This is a genomic window from Bifidobacterium sp. UBA6881, from assembly GCA_002451435.1.
In the GTDB taxonomy this organism is placed as follows: domain Bacteria; phylum Actinomycetota; class Actinomycetes; order Actinomycetales; family Bifidobacteriaceae; genus Bifidobacterium.
The window spans coordinates 6177-7176 of the sequence record DKCF01000110.1 but is presented as its reverse complement, the minus strand read 5'-3'; the positions used below and the strand labels follow the sequence as shown (position 1 = coordinate 7176).

Genomic DNA, 1000 nt, shown 5'->3' with positions numbered 1-1000 from the left:
CACATTCTTGCAACCGGACACATTCTCGGATACATGCACGGCCTTTTCGACCTGGATGCGGCTCTCATCCGAGCCGGAATCCGGGGAGACGCCGTCGATGGCATACGCATCCGATTCCGCGAAATCGGACGGTGGAATCGTGCAGGCAGTCGAGGAACCGGACATTCGCGGGGCATTAATTCGTGGGGCATCATGTACGTTCCCGTCCATTTCCTCCAAATCGCGCAGCGGCACCGGTTCCGGACCATCCGCCGGCATGGAGCGTCTGCCCACCTGTTCCACGGTCTCCTGCGCGCGGAAGAGCCGGGCATATACGCCGTTCGCCGCCAACAGTTCGGCATGCGAGCCCTGTTCGACGGCGCGGCCATGGTCGAACACGACCACATGATCGGCATCCGCCGCGTTCGCCATGCGATGCGTCACCATGATCACGGTTCTGCCGGCGTCAGCGAGCGCGCGCATGGTGCGCAGGATCAGGGTTTCGCTTTCCACGTCGACGCTGCTGGTCGCCTCGTCGAAGATACAGACGGCCGATTGGCGCAGCAGCACACGCGCGATGGCGATACGTTGGCATTGCCCGCCCGACAGGTTCCCGGCGCCCTGTTCGATGCGCATGTCGAGTCCCTGCGGCTGCGTGCGCACGAAATCGTCGATGTGCGCGTCTTCCAACGCCTGCCATAACCTGCGCTCGTCGGCTGAGGGGTCGGCCATGAGCAGATTGTCGCGCAGCGTTCCCGCGAACAGATGGTTGCGCGCGCCGACGATGGAGATCTCACGGGTCAGTGATTCGACGGTGAGTCGGTCGATGTCGAAGAACGCCGACGATTCGCCATCCGCGAGCCGTTCGTCCAGACCCAACCGGCCCCGATAGCCGGTCAATGTGCCGGCGAGCAGTCTCACCGCCGTGGATTTGCCCGAGCCCGATGGTCCGACGATCGCGGTGATCCGACCTGGTTGCGCGGTGAAATCAACGTCGCGGAGCGCATACGGCCCGCTCGGC

At 64.0% G+C, this 1000-nt stretch carries 1 protein-coding gene; it reads right to left on the bottom strand.

Going from position 1 to position 1000, the window contains the following annotated elements; genetic code table 11:
- Window positions 1-1000: ABC transporter ATP-binding protein (locus tag B3C64_RS08400; protein ID WP_291535027.1), on the bottom strand; the 1000-nt coding region annotated here is incomplete at both ends.